Below are 17,981 nucleotides of genomic sequence, written 5' to 3' on the forward strand. Positions count from 1 at the left end.
TCCTTTTTTATTTCTCTTTTGGCAAGTATATATTCATCCGAATGTCATCGTCAACTAAATTAATCTTTTCTGCTCGAACAAATAGACCATTTTGCATTCTAAACTGATCTAAACGTAATAAAACAGTTTGATCATCTGGATTGATTTCAACCCATTTAGGTAGTTTGTAAGAACGTTTAGCAAATTTCAATACTTCTTTAATTGGCAAGCCTAACGTTCCTATAGATAAACTTTTTGCTTTTAATTGTACATTACCATTCGCCATCACGTAAGGATCAAAATATAAGTAAAAAGGAATGTCATGCCCTAACACCTGAAATGTTCCATTTAATAAAGCATCATTTTCTAAATAAAATTTATATTTGATCTCCGAACCTTTTTGAAAGTCGGCTAAATAAAAGTCAATCAGTTTGTTCACTTGTTGTTTTTTTGACTGAATGGTGACGACTGGCTCGCCTTCTTTTTCAACAATTGCTGGTATTTTCTTTAAATCTGGTTCGCGAACTTGTGTTGCTCGAAATGTCACGAAAGCTACACTACCAATGACTAAACCCACTAGAACAAGAAAAGCGATTTTCCAGGGATTTCGTTTAAGATTGGTTGGTTGTGTCTTTTTAATTGATTTACTTGTTTTTGGCTTTTCTTCATTCATTTTATTCACTACCTTCTGATTTGGTTATCCATTCTTTCTCTGTCTTGACCATTTCATCCCGGACAGCTCCGGCCATAATTTGGTAGCCAAGATTATTCGGATGGAAGCGATCTTCTTCATATAACAAATTGTTTAAATCCTCTTTGCTAGCACTACTTCCTGTAGTTTCTGAGTCGCCACCGGTTACGCCAACTTCATCGCCACGACCTTTATAGAGTAAATCATTGATAGGAATGAAATAGGCTCGTTTTTGCTCTTGAACCATTTCTTCGGTTGCTTGATTCCAGTTATCAACGATTTCTTGCATTTCTGTAATTTCGGAAAAGTTTAAGTAGAAGGGATTGTAAATTCCTAAGACATAAATAGGGGCCTTCTCGTTGTACTCTCGGATTTCTTCAAGTAGTCGTCTTACTCGGCGTTGATAGGCTTTTTGTGGACGATTGAACGAGCTGACTTTCAAGTCGAAAATATTACTACTAATTACTTTCATTAAGTCATTTCCACCAACCGTTAGCGTAATCACGTCCGCAGAGGCAAGGCCCTTTTGAATTTCAGGTTTCTCTTTGATTCGTTTTAAAATTTGATCACTACGATCCCCATTTTTCCCAAAATTGTCTGTTTGAACACCGTTCAAGTTGTAGTGTTCTTTTAAATCATCTGCCACAATAGGAACAAAACCTCCACTATTCGTCAAATCGCCAATTCCTTCAGTTAAAGAATCACCGATAGCTGTATAATGAATGACTTCTTTTTGATTTTTTTGAGCAGTTGTGGCCACTTTCTCTTGCTTTAATAGTGGCTTTGCTTTGGGGATGGCCACACTTAACAATGTAAAAACACCTAGCGCAATGAGGATAGGTGTTAAGACGGTCAGCAAAATATGCTGTGTTTGTTTTTTCATCTTCGTCACTTCCTTTTAAATAAACCAACAAGAAATTTTCCTTTTCTTGTTAGAAAGAGGTTGCGTCTACTCATTTAAGAGCGAGACCCAACCTCGTTATTTCTTAGTCTGTATAGTACATAATAGCAAAGGCATTTTTTCCTGTATGTGTTGCAATGACTGGATTCGTATGTAATACGGGAATATCCATGTCTTTAAAGATTGCTTGTAATCCTTCTTTGAATCCATTTGCTAGTTCTAGCCCATCCGCATGAGAAATGCCAATTTGTCGAACATTTGGAATCTTACTTAATTCTGATTTCAATTCGTCAAACCATTTATTAAACGTTTTAACGCCTCGGCCTTTCGCTACAGGAATCAATTCCGTATTTTCAAAGTCCATGACAACTTTCATATTAAAAATGTTTGATAATAATCCTGTTGTACGGCTGATTCGTCCACCTTTAACCAAATTATCCAATGTTGAAATGCCAATGTATAATTTGGTATTTTGTTTGACGCGTTCAATTTCAGCTAAAATTTCTGGAACACCCGCTCCCGCTTGTGCCAATTTTGCTGCTTGAATGACTTGGAAAGACAAACCTTGGTCTGTAAAATCGCTATCAATCACCGTTACTTTACTTGATGATAAGTTGCTAGCTTGACGGGCCGCTTCAACCGTTCCACTTAAGCCTTTTGTCATGTGAATCGAAATTACTTCACTGCCATCTTCACCTAAGCGATCATATAATTCTACAAATTCACCAATTGGTGGTTGACTCGTTTTGGGTAAGGCCTTCGCATTAGCCATCATGTCCATAAATTTTTCGCCTGGCAAATGATCATCATCTGGATAAACAACGCCATCAACCATAATTGATAAAGGCATCATATGGATATTTAATTCATCTCTAAGACTTTTTTCCATCGTACATGAAGAATCCGTTACGATTTTAACGTTTGTCATAAATTTATCACTCTTTCTTTAAAAGGAACCTGTTTTCATGGTAGAATACCATTAAACGGTTAATTATCTAGTTATAGTATAACAGACACTGCCGAATTTTTCATCAAATTAAAATAAAGGAAGTGAATTTATTGGAAAAAACGCATTTCTCAAAAAAATACCTAATCGTGAACGAAGTCTTGAATGCAGTTACACATGGCATAGGCGCAGGTTTAAGTATTGCTGGTTTAGTCATTTTACTTGTTAAAGGGGCTCGTTTAGGCTCACCAATTCACGTGGTATCTTATGCTATTTATGGCTCCATGTTGATTCTACTTTTTTTATCTTCAACGTTATTTCATAGTTTAATTTTTACTAGAGCCAAAAAGGTCTTTCAGGTCTTCGATCATAGTTCTATTTTCTTATTGATTGCTGGCAGCTATACGCCGTTTTGCTTAATTAGTATTGGCGGTTGGTTAGGTTGGACCTTGTTCAGTTTAGTCTGGTTAATCGCCATTGTCGGTATTGTCTATAAATCCCTCACGTTGCATAAACAAGAAACAGTGAAAAACATTTCAACGATTATTTATATTGTTTTAGGTTGGCTCTGTATCATCGCTGCTCGTCCGTTATATGAATCTCTTGGATTTACAGGAACAGCGTTATTGGTCGCAGGGGGTGTGTCTTACACATTAGGTGCCGCCTTCTATTCATTGAAAAATGTGCGGTTTATGCATGTGGTTTGGCACTTGTTCGTCATGCTTGCAGCGATTCTCATGTATTTTTCTGTTCTCTTTTATACGTAATCACAGCACAATAAGAACACGATGCTCAAAGCATCGTGTTCTTTTATTGCCCTAAATCTCTTTATTATAAAGGATTATTCTTCTTTTCGAATTATTTTAACATAAATTAGTAGAAAAGACTTTACAAAACGAACATACATTCGTATAATAACAATACGAACACTCGTTCGAATCAAATGAAGAGGTGATACACATGGAAGCAATTCGTCGTGTTGGATTTTTATTTTTTGTATTGGTTATAGGTATTTTTTTGGGAACATTAGGATTACGTCTTGCTTTTATGATCGTGACGCCGTTATTTATTCTTTGGTTTATGTCATGGGATGAGAAGCGTTATACACGTACACGTAAACAACAGCAAGCAAGATACGTTTATCGTAAGTTCCCTTAATAAATAATAAAACGGTGTGTTCCCCCCAAGCTATGCTCCGTTTTTATAAATATGTCAAAGAAAGAGCGAAGGATTAAATTCCTTCGCTCTTTCTAATTAAATTAGATTAGTATTCCATTAAGGTAACAATATCGTAGCCATCAATTTTATCGCGGCCATGTAAATCCATTAATTCAATTAGGAACGCACAACCAACCACAATACCACCTAATTGTTCGACTAATTCGATGGTTGCTTTAATTGTACCACCAGTTGCTAGCAAGTCATCACAAATCAAAACACGTTGACCTGGTGTGATGGCATCTTTGTGCAACGTTAATGTATCTGAACCATATTCTAAGTCATAAGTCACTTCGATGGTTTCACGAGGAAGTTTTCCTTTTTTGCGAACCGGAGCAAAGCCAACCCCTAATTCATAAGCCACTGGACAGCCGACAATAAAGCCACGAGCTTCCGGTCCTACAACCATATCAATTCTTTTTTCTTTCGCGTAATCCACGATTTGTTTCGTTGCTTCACGATAGGCATCCCCATTAGCCATTAATGGAGAAATGTCACGGAACACGATCCCTTTCTCAGGATAATCTGGAATGCTTGCAATGTAATCTCTTAAATCCATTTTTATTTGTCCTCCTCATTCCACAGCCATTGTTGTATTGTTTGACAATCACTGTAAAGTAGAAATTCTTCTGTTTTTATTTTTTTCAATCGTTGTTGGTACACTTGACTTTCAGTCAATGGTCGATTGTCGGGTTTCTCAATACTGTTTAAAACACCGCTTTCTATTGTAACAAATCCTAAGTCAAAAAACACCTGTATCATGAAAATTAATAATTTTTCTTGGATATTTAAGTAATTTGCCACCTTCGATAGCTGAGAACGTAGATTTACTTCTTTTTGCTGCAAAATAAATTTATACAATGTTGCAAATTGTTCACGTGAAGCCATACCGTTTAAATAAGCTTCTTCTGGTGAAATAAACATCATGTATATACGTTGTATCTCAGTTGCTTCAACAATTTCTTTAACCGTGATTGATTCCACAGGACAGTCGACAAAAACCAGTTGTTCGATTTGATTTTGAGAAACAGCTTCCACCAATTCTTCTTGGTTTGACCAAACAATAATATTAGCGGTTGGATCTGAAATGAATTTTTGATTTTTTTCATCAAACAAAAGATAAGCTGTTGCTTCTGAAGGAATTGGTTTCGTTTGATTATTTTTGCCACGAAAATCAAATAATTGTCTTCCAGATACAGCAAAATCAGTCACCATTAATTGTGGTTTCTTACGACCATTCCATTCATTGATGGAAAGTTGGCCTGCCACATCGGCGGTTCCTTGTGCTAGTTCATCCGCTTGAGGCCCCATTTGAAAAGCAATTGCATCCAATTGTGCCCCTTCTTGATTCATTTGAAATTTCAGATGTGTATTATCTGCACCAATTTGCCGAATTTGCGTAGGCGTGATTTCCTTAAATACAAAAGTTGGCACAGTATTATCGGTCCCAAAAGGCGCCAAAATACGCAATTGATCAATAAAAGCAGTCGTTGCCTGCGAAACCGCTAAGCTCTCACTAATAAGTAACTCTTGTCCATTAGCCATATCAATTTGATTTTTTTCAATAAAGTGTGCCAAATGTTCTTGAACAAAAGGAATATTTTCAACAGGTAAAGTCATTCCCGCTGCCATATGATGCCCACCAAAATGAGTGAATTGCTCACGCACTTCGTTCAACGCCTCATAGAGATTCAATGCGCTAATGCTACGTCCAGAGCCTTTAGCGGTCGTACCAGATTCATCTATTGCTAAAATAATGGTTGGTTTCCCCGTTTCTTGCATAATGCGGCCCGCGACAATCCCTAAGACGCCTTCATGCCAGCCTTGTTTCGCTAAAATATGGACCGGCGCATTCGGGTCGATTAAATCCAGCGCTTCTTTGGCAATCGTCGTTACAATGTCTTTTCGTTCATTGTTTTGTTGATCGATATATTTAGCGATTTCCAGCGCTTGTTCTTCATCAAATGTAGTCATCAATTCAACACCTGGTGCGGCTTCCCCTAATCGACCTAATGCGTTTAAACGAGGTCCAATGGTAAAGCCAATTGATTCTTCTGAAACAGCTTCCTTTTTCACACCCGCTTCTTGTAATAAAACGTCTAAACCAATTCGATCACCAGTTTGAATCATTTGAAGGCCCATTTTGACAAACGTTCTATTTTCATCGGTTAATGAAACCAAGTCAGCAATTGTCCCAATTGCTACCAAATCTAATAACTCAATTGGCAATTCACCAAGTAACGCAGTAGCGACTTTGAAAGCCACACCAACACCAGCTAAATCTCCAAAAGGATAGTCACCTTGCGGATGTCTAGGGTGGACAATCGCAAAGGCTTCTGGTAATTGTTCAGGCAATTCATGATGGTCAGTAACGATTACATCTACCCCTTGAGCCATAGCGTAGCTAATTGCTTCATGTCCGGCTACACCATTATCAACGGTTACAATTAATTGGACTCCTTGTTCAATTTGTTCAGCAAATACGTCTTTATTAGGTCCATATCCATGAACAAAACGATTCGGTAGAAAGTACTGAACCATGCCACCGACTAATTCGATTGCTTCTTTCATAACCGTGGTACTAGTGATGCCATCTGCATCATAATCCCCATAGACAAGGATTTGTTCACCCGCTTCGACAGCTTGCTGGATACGGGCTACCGCTTTCTCCATATCATGCATTAAGAACGGATCATAAATATCTTCGATAGTCGGATGTAGAAACTTACGTAATGCTTCTTCTGTCCGGATATTGCGGTGCCATAAAAGTTGGCCAATTAATGGATTAATTTCTTCTTTTTTTAATTGTTCTATAAATTCTACAGGTAATTCTGTCTTTGTCTGTAACTGCCATTGATAGTTTGATTTTTTCACGACGTCACTCCTAACCAAGTAATTATAGCAAAATTTTTCCAAAAACTAAAGAAAGCATTTTTTTAAATCTGAGAAAAAAACTGTGATATCTGTTAGATAAATAGCAGATATCACAGTTTTATTTTAAAAGAAACTTAGTGATAAAGTCTCTTCCTTATTTTTGTTCCTCTTCATTCACACGAGGTTTCACATAACGATCAATACGACTACCTGACACAGGCGTGGCATCTACTTCTGTGTTTGATGTTTGTTCGTTGACCACTGGTTCTGCGACTTGTGGTGCTGCCGCTTGTTTGGCTTGCAAATCAGCCAATTGATTATCAAATGAACGTTGAACTTTTTCCGTTTCTTCTTTGACTAATTTATCCATATCATTTTTATAAATATCCAACTCTTTTTGTACAGCTTTTAATTCTTTACGTTGGTTCCAAATAGTGGTTGTGGAGGTTAGTAACCCAACTAGTGCGCCAATAATTGCAGAACCTAAAATAATTAAGATTAACGGTCCACTAATTTTAGTAAAACCAAAGTTTACTGGAACAGCTTGATTATTTAAAACAGCAAAAATAACAACAATTAAGACCAACACAAGGCCCAAAATAACACGCCATTGATTTTTCATGACTTGATCGACTCCTTTATTTTTTATTTAAAATATTTCCCGCTATGAAATCTCCTAAATGTGGAAACAATGTATAAAAGCGGGCAGCTGCTTCCATGACAAACGGACGATTAATCTCACGTCGAGAAGTCCCCATACTCCCAACCACTTCTTTCGCTAATTTCGTAGGGTCCAAAACAATTTTATCCACCGCAGCTAGATAAGTGCCTGTCGGGTCCGCTTTATCAAAGAATTCTGTTTGGATTGGTCCTGGATTGACAGTCGTTACTGCTACACCCAACGGTTTCAATTCTAAACGTAAAGCATTTGAAAAACCTAACACAGCAAATTTCGTTGCAGAATAAACGGTTGATTTAGCTGTAGCCATCTTCCCAGCCATTGAAGCAACGTTGATAATATGTCCTTGCCCAGCTTCAATCATTTTAATAGCTACTTTTTGAGTAAACGTCATCATTCCTAGAACGTTGACATCAAACATTTGGCGTGCAACAGCCAAGTCAATTTCAACAAAATTTTCAAACAAGCCAAAACCAGCATTGTTGACTAAAACATCTATAGGACCAACTTCTGCTGAAATAGCTTCAACCACACGTTCAACACTTTCTGGATCGGCAATATCTAATTGATAAGAAAATGCTTCTCGTCCGCTTAAAGTGGCACACTGCTCGCGAACTTTACCAATCAAATTAATTCTGCGGGCGCAGACAACGACGACCGCTCCTTGTTTAGCTGCTTCATAACAAATTTGTTCACCTAAACCAGCTGAACCTCCAGTTACGACAACGACTTTATTTGTTAAATCCATCTAAGCTCCTCCTTCATTGGCAAATGGAATCTCAATGATATCCATATCTTTCACGATTTTTGTATTGGGGAAAATTTCTTGGGCTTCTTCTTGAAGCTGACAGGCCTCTTTGGTTAAATAACGGGCACTAATATGCGTTAAGATAAGTTGTTTTACTTGCGCTTCTTTTGCAACTTCAGCTGCTTGTTGACTGGTTGAGTGGAAGTAGGCTTTTGCCATTTTTGCTTCGTGTTTATTAAACGTACTTTCATGGACTAAAACATCCGCTCGTCGTGCTAAGGTTACACTATTTTTAGTTTTGCGAGTGTCTCCTAAAATCGTCACGATTCGTCCAGGTTTACGCTCTCCCACAAACGCTTGTCCATTAATTTCCTGTCCATCAAAAACAATCGTTTCACCACGTTTGAGTTTGCCATACAACGGCCCAGAAGGAATCCCTAAAGCTTGAAGTTTCTCTACTTGTAATTCTCCTTCATGCGCTGCTTCCTCAATTCGATAGCCAAAGCTCGTGATGCCATGGTCCAAGATATTACAGCGAACAGTGAATTGTTTATCTTTAAAAATAACGTCATTCTCTTTCGTTAATTCAATAAATTTCAGTGGATAGGACAACCGCGATTGCGAGACCCGTAAAGAAGTCTTGACAAAGTCAGCAATCCCAACTGGTCCATAGATTTCTAAAGGTTCTGTCCCGCCCTGAAAAGAACGACTACTTAACAAACCAGGTAAACCAAAAATATGATCCCCATGTAAATGTGTAATAAAAATCTTTTCAATTTTTCTTGGGCGAATACTACTTTTTAAAATTTGCAATTGAGTCCCTTCCCCACAATCGAAGAGCCAAACTGCATTTCGTTCATCTAATAATTTCAACGCAATCCCTGTGACATTGCGATGTTTTGCTGGCACACCAGCGCCTGTTCCTAAAAATTGTATTTCCATCTGCTACCATACTTTCTTTTAAACTTCCTTTTTATTTTAGAAGAAGTTTGCTCCTTTAGCAAATAATAATTTATCTATTTTCTCAAAGTTTTCTTCTTAGTTTACCGCATTTTACGATAAAATAACAAAAAATTAGCAAACTACCATAAAAAACCGTGATTTCTTAGTATTTTAAAAGACTGTTTCCCTTTATTCAGAAAACAGTCTTTGATCCTTATTCTTCTTTCGATGTCGCTTCTTTATGTTGTTCTTTTTTTGCTTGCCACGATTGTTTCGCTTCATTTGCAACTTCGTTCGCATCGTTAATTTCTTGTTGGACTTCCTCTAAATCAAGCCGCGTGATTTCGCCACCTAAGTCAAACATAACCAACTGGTTGAGTGGACGGTTGTCTTCTTCTTCTGCAATTAATAACAATCCCGTTTGTCCTTCATCAATCTTTTGAATCACATGTTCAAAAACCGTTTGTGCTTCTTGAATTTCTTTGGCATCTTTGCTTGCACCATACATACTTCCAGCAAACCAGCCAAAAAGAATGCCCAGAGGACCACCTAATATGCCTACTAGCATCCCAATCATGCTATCTTTTGATGTATGATTGTTGCCTGTAAAATCGATAAAATCATTGATTTTAAATTGATGCTGGCCATCATTAACATGCGTAACAACCGCCATTTGCTCACCTTTAAGCTGTCTTTCTGCCTGCATCTTTTTTATTTCGGAAAATGCTTGGTACGATTTACTTTCAATATCAAAGTTCATAATGATAATTCGTTTTGCCATACAAATCGCTCCTTTATTCTGGATACATCTATTTTAGCAAGAAAGGCCTGTCTCTAGCAATGAAAACTTTTTGGTTATGTATAAAAAAAGAAGATAGCTAGGCTACCTCCTTGTTAATGCTTATTTACCATCAAGAATATTTAAACGGACCTTTTTCGGACCATCGATACGTACACTATAAACAATTGTCCGAATTGCTTTTGCAACACGCCCTTGTTTACCAATGATACGTCCAATATCTTCTTTGGCCACAGTCAAATTATACTCGAGGAAATCAGTTGATTCCTCAATTTCTAATGAGACTGCTTCAGGTTGACTGACTAACGGACGGACAATAGTTAAAATTAACTCTTTCACATCTGCCATATTCAATCACCTTATTTCTTAACGTTTTTAGCTTCATGATGTTTTTTCATAACGCCTTCTTTTGAAAGGATGTTACGAACTGTATCAGAAGGTTGCGCACCTTTAGATAACCAATCTAAAACTAAATCTTCTTTTAAAACTACTTCTGCAGGGTCTTTCAAAGGGTTGTAAGTACCTACAGTTTCGATGAAACGTCCATCACGAGGAGAACGAGAATCAGCTACTACAATACGGTAAAAAGGACTCTTTTTAGAACCCATACGTTTTAAACGAATTTTAACTGCCATTATTAAATACACCTCCATTAACTTAATCACAAGAGTTAGTTTAACAGATTAACAACAACCTGTAAAGAGTTTTTTCTTGACACCTTTACTTTTTTTCAATTTTTTTAGCCAATTTGCAGGAAAACAAACGAAATAATGAAGAATTTTTACAAAATTTGATAATAGTTGTACTGGTTTCTCACTTGAAAGCCTTCTGTTTGATAGAGATGAAGCGCTGCTTGATTTTCTGTTTCAACTTCTAAAAAAATAGTCGCTGAGGCTGAATTTTCTAAAATCATTCGGAGCGCAGACTGTAACACTTGACGGCCAAGACCGCGACCTCGTTGCGTTTTTGTCACAACAAAGCCATAAATCCCCCATTCGTTTTCAAAATGATCCAAACGTAGCGTGGCTAAAAGTTGATTGTTTTCTTTATAAATAAGTGTTCGTTGAAGGTCCTCCGGTAAAGGCGTACCTTCTAGTAACCTAGCCAAGGAATCCAAATCAGCCGCTTGTGGTCGGAGAAGTGTCAGCTTCGCCAACTCCTGTGAGTAAGTTTTTCCTTGAAAAACCAGATACTGTTCTGAAAAAGCTGGCATAATTCCTTGTCTATTAAAATAATTCAGGCCAACAGATTGCTTGTCGTCCATCACGAGAAAGACTTCTTTCATTCCCCACAAAGCTGCTTGCTTTTCGAGTTCTTGAACAAGTTCTTCAAAAAATGGTCCTACATTTGGCGCAACAATCGTCGCTTCCAAGGTTTCCCCATCAAAACAATACCCTACGATATACGCTTGAATGGCTTGTCCCTTCCTGTATAAACCATAATAAGTATAAGCTGATTCCTCAGGAAATGTTTGTTCCAATTTATAAAAAGTTCCTTGTTTAATCATTTCCTTGTTTTTTAATTCAGTCAATGTTTGTTTCTCCGACGGTGTTAATTGTCGGCGCCAATTTATTTTTTTATTCAAGCAGTTGCTCCTTTACTCATCCTTTTACTAGCTATTATACGTGAAGTTACGAAGTTCAACAATGTACAAGGATAAAACGTTTGCGCTTTTTTTGAAAAAGTACTATCATAAAGTAAGTAAAAGAAAAATGGAGGGATTTACATGACAAAAAAAATTGGTATTTTTGTAGGGAGTTTAAGAAAAGATTCATTTAACAAATTGGTAGCAAAAACAATGGCGGACTTATTTCCAGCTGATTTCGAACCTGTTTTTATTAACATTGGTGATTTAGAATTATACAATCAAGATTTGGATGATGAAGGAACCCCCACCGAAGCTTGGACAACATTCCGTGAAGAAGTTAAACAAGTAGATGGCGTGATGTTTGTAACACCAGAATATAACCGTTCAGTACCAGCTGTTTTAAAAAATGCATTGGATGTCGGTTCACGTCCGTATGGCGAAAGCGTTTGGGATAAAAAACCAGGACTTGTGGTGAGTGTTTCACCAGGTGCAATTAGCGGATTTGGTGCAAACCATCATTTAAGACAATCATTAGTCTTCTTAAATGTTCCAACTTTACAACAACCTGAAGCCTATATTGGCGGTATTACGAACTTAATTGGTGAAGATGGTAAAATTATTGATGGCACTGTTGGTTTCTTACAATCAATTGTAGATGCTTACGTGGATTTCTTTAATCGCTTAACTGCCTAATTGAATCAATCGAGAAAAAGTGAGGCAACTTTTTACAGGTTGTCTCACTTTTTTTATTTTTTTGCTTGACCCTCTCGTTACGTAAAGGTTTATGATAGATTTTGTCAGGAGGAATGAATGATGGAATATACAATTAAAAAAATGGCTTCACTATCTGGCGTCAGTGCACGGACGTTACGATATTATGATGAAATTGGTCTTCTTCAACCAGCCAGAATTAATTCTTCTGGTTATCGAATTTACGGGCAAGCCGAGGTGAATCGTTTGCAACAAATTCTTTTTTACCGTGAATTGGATCTGAAACTAGATGAAATTAAAGAAATTTTGGAGCAACCTGACTTTAATGTTGAACAGGCTTTATACGAGCATCAGCAAAAACTATTGGAAAAGCGCAATGAAATTGATCGTCTTTTAGCCTCTGTTCAACAAACCTTACACCATTACAAAGGAGAGATAAACATGTCAGATCAGCAAAAATTCGAAGCATTCAAACAACAACGAGTTCAAGAAAACGAAGAAAAATATGGTAAAGAGATTCGGGAAAAATATGGCAACGAAACGATTGAACAAGCCAACAAAAAATATTTAAACTTGACGGAAAAAGACATGCAAGCAATGCAGAACGTGGAAAAAGATTTATTTTCTAAGTTAGCCATGTATCAAAAATCACCCAAGTTGACTAGGCAACTTGCGCAAGAAATTTTCCAATTACACAAAGATTGGTTAATGTACTCTTGGTCAAGCTATTCGCCAGAAGCACACAAAGGGTTAGGCCTTATGTATGTTGGCGATGAACGATTTACGTCATATTATGAACAACACGGTGCTGGTTTTGCCGAAGCATTAAACGCAATTATCCAAAACTACGCTTAAACAGAAAGTGCGCCATTAGTCTCTTCGACTGATGGCGCACTTTCTGTTTCTTCCAATAATTAACTAAAGCCTGTTTATCTTTTTTTCTTTTTCTTCTTTTTGTTTTTCTTCATCATACGATTCATGGCCATTTTACCTAGCTTGCCTTTAACGCCGCCACCTAACATTTGATCCATACCAGGAATGTTCATATCCCCTTTGGACATTTGTTGCATCATTTTTTTGGATTCTTTAAATTGTTTAATCATACGATTGACTTCAACCACACTATTTCCTGAACCAGCTGCAATTCTGCGGCGGCGACTAGGATTTAATAGATCAGGATTTTCACGTTCTGCAGGGGTCATTGATAGGACCATCGCCCGTTTCCGTGCCACATCTTTTGGATCGACTTTGACATTTTCAATACCAGGCATGTTACTCATTCCAGGGATCATTTTTAATAAGTCTTCAATCGGTCCCATGCCCATAACTTGATCCAATTGCTCAATGAAATCGTTAAAGTCAAAACTGTTTTCTTTCATTTTTTGAGCAAGTTCTTCTGCTTTTTTCTCATCGTAATCTTGTTGCGCTTTTTCAATTAGCGTCAACATGTCCCCCATACCTAGGATACGACTCGACATACGATCGGGATGGAAAATTTCTAAATCGGTTAATTTTTCACCAGAACCGACAAATTTAATCGGAGCGCCCGTTACTGCCCGAATTGACAGCGCAGCCCCCCCACGAGTATCGCCGTCCATTTTGGTAATAACAACCCCAGTAATTCCAAGCTGTTCATTAAAACTATCTGCAACGTTGACAGCATCTTGCCCCGTCATCGCATCAACAACTAACAGAATTTCATTGGGATTAGCCAACTCTTTAATTTGTTTCAATTCGTCCATTAAAGCTTCATCAATGTGTAAACGGCCGGCCGTATCAATTAAGACATAATCATTTTTCTTTTCTTTTGCTAACGCTAACCCTTGACGAACAATTTCCACTGGATTAGCATCGGTTCCCATATCAAAAACGGGAACTTCTAATTGTTGACCTAAAACCTTCAACTGATCAATCGCTGCTGGACGATAAACGTCACCAGCGATTAAAAGCGGACGAGCGTTTTCAGTTTTCATTAAGTGTTTGGCTAATTTACCAGTAAAAGTTGTTTTACCAGCCCCTTGTAACCCTGTCATCATAATCACTGTCGGGATTTTTGGAGATTTATTCAGTTCAACCGTTTCTGAACCTAACGTTTTCGTTAATTCTTCATCAACAATTTTTACAATTTGTTGGGCTGGTGATAAGCTTTCTAATACTTCGACTCCTACTGCCCGTTCTCTGACGCGTTTTGTGAAATCTTTGACCACTTGTAAATTAACGTCGGCTTCTAATAAAGCCAAACGGATTTCTCGCATCATTTCTTTTACGTCGGCTTCGGAAACTTTTCCCTTACGACGGATTTTACTCATTGCCTGTTGTAGGCGGTTTGTTAAACTCTCAAAAGCCATAGTTTCATTCCTCTATTTCTTGAATTTGTTCAATATATTTTTTGATTTCACTATCTTTGGGATAAGTTTCTTGAACATACTGCTGTAGCTGTTCAAGATATTCTTTCCGTACAACATAGTTTGAATAAAGATGTAACTTTTTTTCGTATTCTTCTAAAATTTTTTCGGTTCGTTTAATGTTATCATAAACCGCTTGGCGACTAACCTCATATTCTTCCGCAATTTCTCCTAAAGAAAAGTCATCAGCATAGTAAAGCTCCATATAATTCATCTGCTTTTCCGTTAATAATGTCGAATAAAATTCAAATAACGCATTCATGCGGTTTGTTTTTTCCATTTCCATGAGCCGTGCTCCCATCTTCAATCCCTTATAGGTTACCGATTTCATAGGGAATAGTCAATCTTTTTTTACTAAGTTTTTACCTTTTAAAAAGAAATGTCCGCAAGTTGCCATGTTTCTTCAGAATAAACGGTCATTCCTTGTTGAATAAAATAAGCAGTTGCGACTCCAACTCCAGCTTTTTTAATGCCAGAAAATTGTCCATCATAAATCAGCTGGCTGCCACAGCTGGGACTTTTTTCTTTCAAGATCAAGGTTGTAATTTGTTGAGTTTTTAATTTTTGATACGCGCGCTGTGCCCCTGCTTTAAACGCCTCAGTGACATCTTCCCCATTATCCGTATATACATAAGCAGTATTCGCCCAAACATCAAAGCCGTCCCCGCCAATGATTTCTGCTGGCGGACGTGGAATGGGCAACTCTCCTAAAACTTCGGGACAAATCATTATTGCTTTTCCATTAGTTACAAGTTGTTTTAACGCTTCTTGTTCTTGAGATTTTCCATCGTAACGGCAACAAATCCCACCTAAGCAACTACTAATACCAATCATTCGCTTCTCCTCATTTCATTTCTCTATTATACCATGAGTTGACTTTTCTCAAAAGTAGCATTCTCGCTTACTTTAAAGTACGTTCTTCCTCTAAAAATATGTTAAACTAACAATAGTGAAATATACACTTATTTTCAGAAATTTCTTGAAGGAGTTATGTAAATGAAAAAAGTTCTTGTCGTCGATGATGAACCATCGATTTTAACTTTGTTAACCTTTAATTTGGAAAAAGAAGGCTATCAGGTGACTACTTCCGAAGATGGTAAAAACGGCTTCGAATTAGCTTTGTCTAATCAATATGATTTTATAATTTTAGATGTAATGCTTCCTGGTATGGATGGCTTAGAAATTACCAAAGCACTTCGTCGAGAAAAAATTGACACGCCTATTTTGATTTTAACTGCCAAAGATGAACAAGTAGATAAAATCATTGGCTTGGAAATTGGGGCAGATGATTATTTAACAAAACCTTTTAGTCCCAGAGAAGTCCTAGCACGCATGAAAGCTATTTTTCGTCGTTTAAAACCTACCACGACCGAACCGCTTCAAGAGGACACACCTAAAACTCCGCTTGTGATTGGCGAGATTCGTGTGGATGAACAAAATTATGAAGTTTTTGTGCGCAATCAGCCCATTGAACTAACACCGAAAGAATTTGAATTACTCGTTTACTTTATGAAACGCAAAGATCGGGTCATTAATCGGGAAACCTTGTTGGAACGAATTTGGCAATATGACTTCGCTGGACAAAGTCGCATCGTCGATGTCCACATTAGTCATTTACGTGATAAAATCGAGCCCGATCCTAAACGGCCCGTTTACTTAGTAACTGTCCGTGGCTTTGGCTACCGTTTTCAGGAGCCAAAACGATGAAAAAGAGACTGCGGATTGAATATTTTTTAGTTGCGGCAGTCATGCTTTTATTATTTGTCGGGAGTATTGCAGCGACCAATTTTTTCTTTCAAAAAGAAATGGTTGCTCAGCAAGAAACCTATTTAAGAAGAAAAAATACCCTTTTAACAGACCAGTTGCCCCCTTCCGTTTTCGAAAAAGGGCAACTGACAAACCAACAACAACTCCTTGTCACCCATGCGTTAGATGATGCAGAAGAACGGGTAACTTTGTTGCAAAAAAATGGTACCGTCTTTTTTGACAGCAGCCAAAATGAACCGCTAGAGTCGCACAAAAAACGACCTGAAATCGCTGCGGTTCTATCAGGAGCTGCCTATGGTTCAGCTTTACGAAAGAGTAAAACGTTAAATAAAGAACTTCTGTACGTTGCCACGCCTGTTTTAAAATCAGGAGAAATCGTTGGCATTATTCGGATTTCGGAACAAACCGCGCTATTTTCTAAAAATATCCAATCTTTTCGTCGCTATATTATCTTTACATTTGGCATCTTGTTCCTACTAATTACCTTGTTTATCTTTTTATTGTTACGGCAAAAAAATCAACCGCTAGTGACTGTCTTACCGATTCTTAAACGAATGCTTAAACATCCAGATGAAAATCGATCCATTATCCAGCAATCTTCTGAATGGAATGAACTTTACGAAACTATTAACTTACTGAGTCAACAAGTAAGTCAAACGTATAAAGCGTATACGTCTGCGGATGAACAATTTCACGAACTTTTAGATGAGTTGATGATTGGTGTCTTTATCATTGATACGCAAGGACGGCTTCGTCTGTTGAACCCTAAAATGCAGGAAATGTTAGGACTCTCTGCTAAAAATATGCAAAGCAATTATCTTGAAGTGATTCAAGACGCCGATTTGATTCATTTAATCCATCAAGTCGTTGCTGAAAAAAACAGTTTACATCAAGAAATCACTGTGACACAAGGACCCACACCTTTACGCTTAGATCTTTCTCTTCGTTACTTGGATGATCAAAGCGCCAATGATTATCAAGTGTTAGGAATTGCCTATGATTTAACGCGCGTTCGCCAACTAGAAAAAATGCAAAAAGATTTTGTATCAAACGTGTCTCATGAATTAAAAACGCCTGTCACTTCTCTTTTGGGCTTTACCGAGACACTCATAGACGGTGCCAAAGAAGATCCGGAAGTCCTTGATCAATTTTTGCACATCATGCAAAAAGATGCCCAGCGTCTGCAACAATTAATTCAAGAAATTTTAGAACTTTCTCGGGGCAGCGCAACAATTCCTTATGCAGAACAAGAAATTACTTTAGAAAAATTTATTACAGAAATTCTCGGCTCTTATCAGCAACAATTGGTAGCAAAACAGCTGAAAACAGTCGTTCATGGTCTGCCAGAGAGCCAGTTTTTCACCAAATACGAATTGTTTTATCCAATCGTGAAGAATCTAATTGAAAATGCCATTCAGTATTCCCAAGAAAATGGTCAGATTACTATTTCTTATGCTATAGAAAATCAGCAATTACGTTTATCTGTTCAAGATACTGGCATTGGCATTAGTCAAAAAGACCAAGAACGGATCTTTGAACGGTTCTATCGTGTCGATAAAGCACGTAGCCGTCATTCTGGTGGCACCGGTCTAGGTCTAGCTATTGTCCAAAATTACACAGAATTATTAGGCGGTAAAATCGCCATTGATAGTCACCTAGGCTTAGGGACCACTTTTACAATCACCTTGCCTTTAACAAAAAAAGAAGCCTAAAAAAACTCAGCCAATCCTGTT

General features: G+C 37.5%; 21 protein-coding genes. 6 read left to right on the forward strand and 15 right to left on the reverse strand.

All coding sequences use genetic code 11. From position 1 onward, the window contains the following. Window positions 1-7 precede the first annotated feature (7 nt). From IGK03_RS07280 to IGK03_RS07290, 3 genes are all read right to left on the reverse strand, one after another. A complete protein-coding gene (locus IGK03_RS07280) occupies window positions 8-661 on the reverse strand; it encodes a YpmS family protein (RefSeq protein ID WP_002357446.1) in 654 nt (217 codons plus the stop codon). Further along, window positions 654-1,553 (reverse strand): SGNH/GDSL hydrolase family protein, encoded by a 900-nt coding sequence (locus tag IGK03_RS07285; protein WP_002365717.1) that lies wholly within the window; start codon window positions 1,551-1,553, stop codon window positions 654-656. Before IGK03_RS07285 ends, IGK03_RS07280 begins: the two co-directional genes overlap by 8 nt. Window positions 1,554-1,656: 103 nt before the next feature. Next, on the reverse strand, window positions 1,657-2,499 hold the full coding sequence (locus tag IGK03_RS07290) for a DegV family protein (protein WP_002357444.1): 843 nt from the start codon (window positions 2,497-2,499) through the stop codon (window positions 1,657-1,659). Between the two features lie 131 nt (window positions 2,500-2,630). Between IGK03_RS07290 and trhA the strand changes: the two genes are divergently transcribed. Both trhA and IGK03_RS07300 read left to right on the forward strand, forming a co-directional pair. Continuing rightward, window positions 2,631-3,284, forward strand: coding sequence for a PAQR family membrane homeostasis protein TrhA (gene trhA, locus IGK03_RS07295; protein WP_002357443.1), 654 nt, complete (start codon window positions 2,631-2,633; stop codon window positions 3,282-3,284). Between the two features lie 193 nt (window positions 3,285-3,477). Continuing rightward, entirely contained in the window at window positions 3,478-3,675 is a 198-nt protein-coding gene (locus IGK03_RS07300) for a hypothetical protein (protein ID WP_002360203.1), read from the forward strand. Between the two features lie 106 nt (window positions 3,676-3,781). Here IGK03_RS07300 and IGK03_RS07305 read toward each other — a convergent pair whose 3' ends face one another. The 9 genes from IGK03_RS07305 to IGK03_RS07345 all read right to left on the reverse strand — a co-directional run bounded on the left by IGK03_RS07305 (window position 3,782) and on the right by IGK03_RS07345 (window position 11,362). Next, window positions 3,782-4,294: an adenine phosphoribosyltransferase gene (locus IGK03_RS07305; protein WP_002357441.1), complete on the reverse strand. Its 513-nt coding sequence runs from the start codon at window positions 4,292-4,294 to the stop codon at window positions 3,782-3,784. A gap of 2 nt (window positions 4,295-4,296) precedes the next feature. Then, a complete protein-coding gene (gene recJ / locus IGK03_RS07310) occupies window positions 4,297-6,609 on the reverse strand; it encodes a single-stranded-DNA-specific exonuclease RecJ (protein ID WP_010707541.1) in 2,313 nt (770 codons plus the stop codon). Window positions 6,610-6,763: 154 nt separating this feature from the next. Beyond that, window positions 6,764-7,231 carry a LapA family protein gene (locus IGK03_RS07315; RefSeq protein WP_002357439.1) on the reverse strand — a complete coding sequence of 156 codons (468 nt, stop codon included), beginning with the start codon at window positions 7,229-7,231 and terminating at the stop codon, window positions 6,764-6,766. A 16-nt stretch (window positions 7,232-7,247) separates the two neighbouring features. Continuing rightward, on the reverse strand, window positions 7,248-8,036 hold the full coding sequence (locus IGK03_RS07320) for an SDR family NAD(P)-dependent oxidoreductase (RefSeq protein WP_010823712.1): 789 nt from the start codon (window positions 8,034-8,036) through the stop codon (window positions 7,248-7,250). Beyond that, the gene (gene rnz, locus IGK03_RS07325) at window positions 8,037-8,978 is read right to left on the reverse strand and encodes a ribonuclease Z (protein WP_202334837.1); all 942 of its coding nucleotides are present in this window, start codon (window positions 8,976-8,978) and stop codon (window positions 8,037-8,039) included. A gap of 214 nt (window positions 8,979-9,192) precedes the next feature. Next, window positions 9,193-9,759, reverse strand: coding sequence for a hypothetical protein (locus IGK03_RS07330; RefSeq protein ID WP_002357436.1), 567 nt, complete (start codon window positions 9,757-9,759; stop codon window positions 9,193-9,195). A 120-nt stretch (window positions 9,760-9,879) separates the two neighbouring features. Then, window positions 9,880-10,125 (reverse strand): KH domain-containing protein, encoded by a 246-nt coding sequence (locus tag IGK03_RS07335; RefSeq protein WP_002357435.1) that lies wholly within the window; start codon window positions 10,123-10,125, stop codon window positions 9,880-9,882. Between the two features lie 11 nt (window positions 10,126-10,136). Beyond that, the gene (rpsP, locus tag IGK03_RS07340; protein WP_002357434.1) at window positions 10,137-10,412 is read right to left on the reverse strand and encodes a 30S ribosomal protein S16; all 276 of its coding nucleotides are present in this window, start codon (window positions 10,410-10,412) and stop codon (window positions 10,137-10,139) included. A gap of 146 nt (window positions 10,413-10,558) precedes the next feature. Then, window positions 10,559-11,362: a GNAT family N-acetyltransferase gene (locus IGK03_RS07345; protein ID WP_181035431.1), complete on the reverse strand. Its 804-nt coding sequence runs from the start codon at window positions 11,360-11,362 to the stop codon at window positions 10,559-10,561. 141 nt (window positions 11,363-11,503) lie between these two features. Between IGK03_RS07345 and IGK03_RS07350 the strand changes: the two genes are divergently transcribed. Together IGK03_RS07350 and IGK03_RS07355 are read left to right on the forward strand one after the other, a co-directional pair. Then, window positions 11,504-12,058, forward strand: a complete 555-nt coding sequence (locus IGK03_RS07350; RefSeq protein WP_002357432.1) for an NADPH-dependent FMN reductase — start codon at window positions 11,504-11,506, stop codon at window positions 12,056-12,058. Window positions 12,059-12,175: 117 nt separating this feature from the next. Beyond that, entirely contained in the window at window positions 12,176-12,931 is a 756-nt protein-coding gene (locus IGK03_RS07355; protein ID WP_010707535.1) for a MerR family transcriptional regulator, read from the forward strand. A 74-nt stretch (window positions 12,932-13,005) separates the two neighbouring features. Here IGK03_RS07355 and ffh read toward each other — a convergent pair whose 3' ends face one another. The 3 genes from ffh to IGK03_RS07370 all read right to left on the reverse strand — a co-directional run bounded on the left by ffh (window position 13,006) and on the right by IGK03_RS07370 (window position 15,315). After that, window positions 13,006-14,424: a signal recognition particle protein gene (ffh, locus tag IGK03_RS07360; protein WP_002360194.1), complete on the reverse strand. Its 1,419-nt coding sequence runs from the start codon at window positions 14,422-14,424 to the stop codon at window positions 13,006-13,008. Window positions 14,425-14,428: 4 nt separating this feature from the next. Next, window positions 14,429-14,767: a putative DNA-binding protein gene (locus IGK03_RS07365; protein WP_002357429.1), complete on the reverse strand. Its 339-nt coding sequence runs from the start codon at window positions 14,765-14,767 to the stop codon at window positions 14,429-14,431. Between the two features lie 83 nt (window positions 14,768-14,850). Continuing rightward, window positions 14,851-15,315, reverse strand: coding sequence for a DUF523 domain-containing protein (locus IGK03_RS07370; protein WP_002357428.1), 465 nt, complete (start codon window positions 15,313-15,315; stop codon window positions 14,851-14,853). A gap of 162 nt (window positions 15,316-15,477) precedes the next feature. Here IGK03_RS07370 and IGK03_RS07375 point away from each other — a divergent pair, with 162 nt between their 5' ends. Both IGK03_RS07375 and pnpS read left to right on the forward strand, forming a co-directional pair. Next, on the forward strand, window positions 15,478-16,188 hold the full coding sequence (locus IGK03_RS07375; RefSeq protein ID WP_202334838.1) for a response regulator transcription factor: 711 nt from the start codon (window positions 15,478-15,480) through the stop codon (window positions 16,186-16,188). Next, window positions 16,185-17,960, forward strand: coding sequence for a two-component system histidine kinase PnpS (gene pnpS / locus IGK03_RS07380; RefSeq protein WP_010713362.1), 1,776 nt, complete (start codon window positions 16,185-16,187; stop codon window positions 17,958-17,960). The genes IGK03_RS07375 and pnpS overlap by 4 nt, the downstream gene beginning before the upstream one ends. The last annotated feature ends 21 nt before the right edge of the window (window positions 17,961-17,981 follow it).

It is taken from the genome of Enterococcus sp. DIV2453a, assembly GCF_050533535.1.
Classification (GTDB): domain Bacteria; phylum Bacillota; class Bacilli; order Lactobacillales; family Enterococcaceae; genus Enterococcus; species Enterococcus faecalis.